General features: G+C 71.3%; 2 protein-coding genes and 1 pseudogene. All 3 read left to right on the top strand.

Annotation, left to right across the window (positions count from 1 at the left end):
- A pseudogene (locus tag ACTS11_RS13225) lies at positions 1 to 107 on the top strand (histone deacetylase family protein); the annotation flags it as partial.
- Positions 104 to 346 carry an exodeoxyribonuclease VII small subunit gene (locus tag ACTS11_RS13220; protein ID WP_442640775.1) on the top strand — a complete coding sequence of 81 codons (243 nt, stop codon included), beginning with the start codon at positions 104 to 106 and terminating at the stop codon, positions 344 to 346. The pseudogene ACTS11_RS13225 and the gene ACTS11_RS13220, both read left to right, overlap by 4 nt.
- Positions 347 to 350: 4 nt before the next feature.
- A complete protein-coding gene (locus ACTS11_RS13215; RefSeq protein WP_442640774.1) occupies positions 351 to 1,217 on the top strand; it encodes a polyprenyl synthetase family protein in 867 nt (288 codons plus the stop codon).
- The last annotated feature ends 85 nt before the right edge of the window (positions 1,218 to 1,302 follow it).

Raw genomic sequence — 1,302 nt, 5'->3', positions numbered from 1 at the left:
TGTGCGAGGGCCGCGTGGTCTCGACACTCGAGGGCGGCTATGATCTTCCTGCGCTGGCGGCCTCGGTCGCGGCACACGTGACGGAACTGATGGAGCGGAGCGCATGACCGGCAAGCCGATCGGGGAGATGACCTTCGAGGAAGCCATCCGCGAATTCGAATCCGTGGTGCAGAAGCTCGACCGGGGCGACGTGCCGCTGGAGGAGTCGATCGACCTCTACAAGCGTGGCGCGGCGCTCAAGGCGCGCTGCGAGGCCAAGCTGAAGGAGGCCGAGGAGCAGGTCGAGCAGATCACGATGGACGCCAACGGGCAGGCCACCGGGACGACGCCCGCCGAGGGTCTCTGAGCGCATGTTCGAGACGGCGCTGGCCGAGGCGCAGGACGCCATCGGCACCTTCCTGACCGACAGGCTGGCGACGCTCGGCCAGGACCGCGTGGCCGAGGGGATGCGCTACGCCGCCGACGGCGGCAAGCGTCTGCGCGGGTTCCTCGTGCTGGAGACGGCGGGGATGTTCGGCGTGCCGCGCGCGCAGGCGCTGTTCTCCGCCGCCGCCGTCGAATGCGTCCATGCCTACAGCCTCGTCCACGACGACCTGCCCTGCATGGACGACGACGACCTCCGGCGCGGTCGGCCGACCGTGCATCGCAAGTGGGACGAGGCGACCGCCGTGCTGGTGGGCGACGCGCTCCAGTGCTTCGCCTTCCAGCTGCTCGCCGACCCCGGGGCGGGCGACGCCGATCAGCGCGTGGACCTCGTCGCGTCGCTGGCGCGGGCGAGCGGGGCGCAGGGCATGGTGCTCGGCCAGGCGCAGGACATCGCCGCCGAGACGGCCGGGCGTCCCCTGAGCCTCGCCGAGATCACCGAGCTCCAGGGCAACAAGACCGGCCGCCTGATCGAGTGGCCGGCGCTTGCGGGCGCGATCCTCGGGCGGAGCGATCCCGCGCCGCTCCTGGCCTATGCACGGGCCATCGGCCTCGCCTTCCAGATCGCCGACGACATCCTCGACGTGACCGGGGACAGCGCCAAGGCGGGCAAGGCGCTCCGCAAGGACGCGGAGGCCGGAAAAGCCACGTTCGTCTCGCTTCTCGGCCTCGATGGAGCCAGAACACGCGCCGCCGCGTTGGTGGACGAGGCCTGCGCCGCCCTCGCGCCCTATGGCGACAGGTCGCAGAACTTGCAGGCGCTGGCCCGCTACATTATCGCGCGCGAGATGTGATCCCGCGCGGAACGGACGGCCCGGGAGGCCAGCGAATGAGCGAGCGACCCCCAACTCCCCTGCTCGACCGGGTGCAATCCCCGGC

Source organism: Roseicyclus sp. (assembly GCF_052168335.1).
Classification (GTDB): domain Bacteria; phylum Pseudomonadota; class Alphaproteobacteria; order Rhodobacterales; family Rhodobacteraceae; genus Roseibacterium.
Note: the sequence above shows the minus strand (reverse complement) of the source record. Positions and strands in the feature narration are given on the sequence as shown.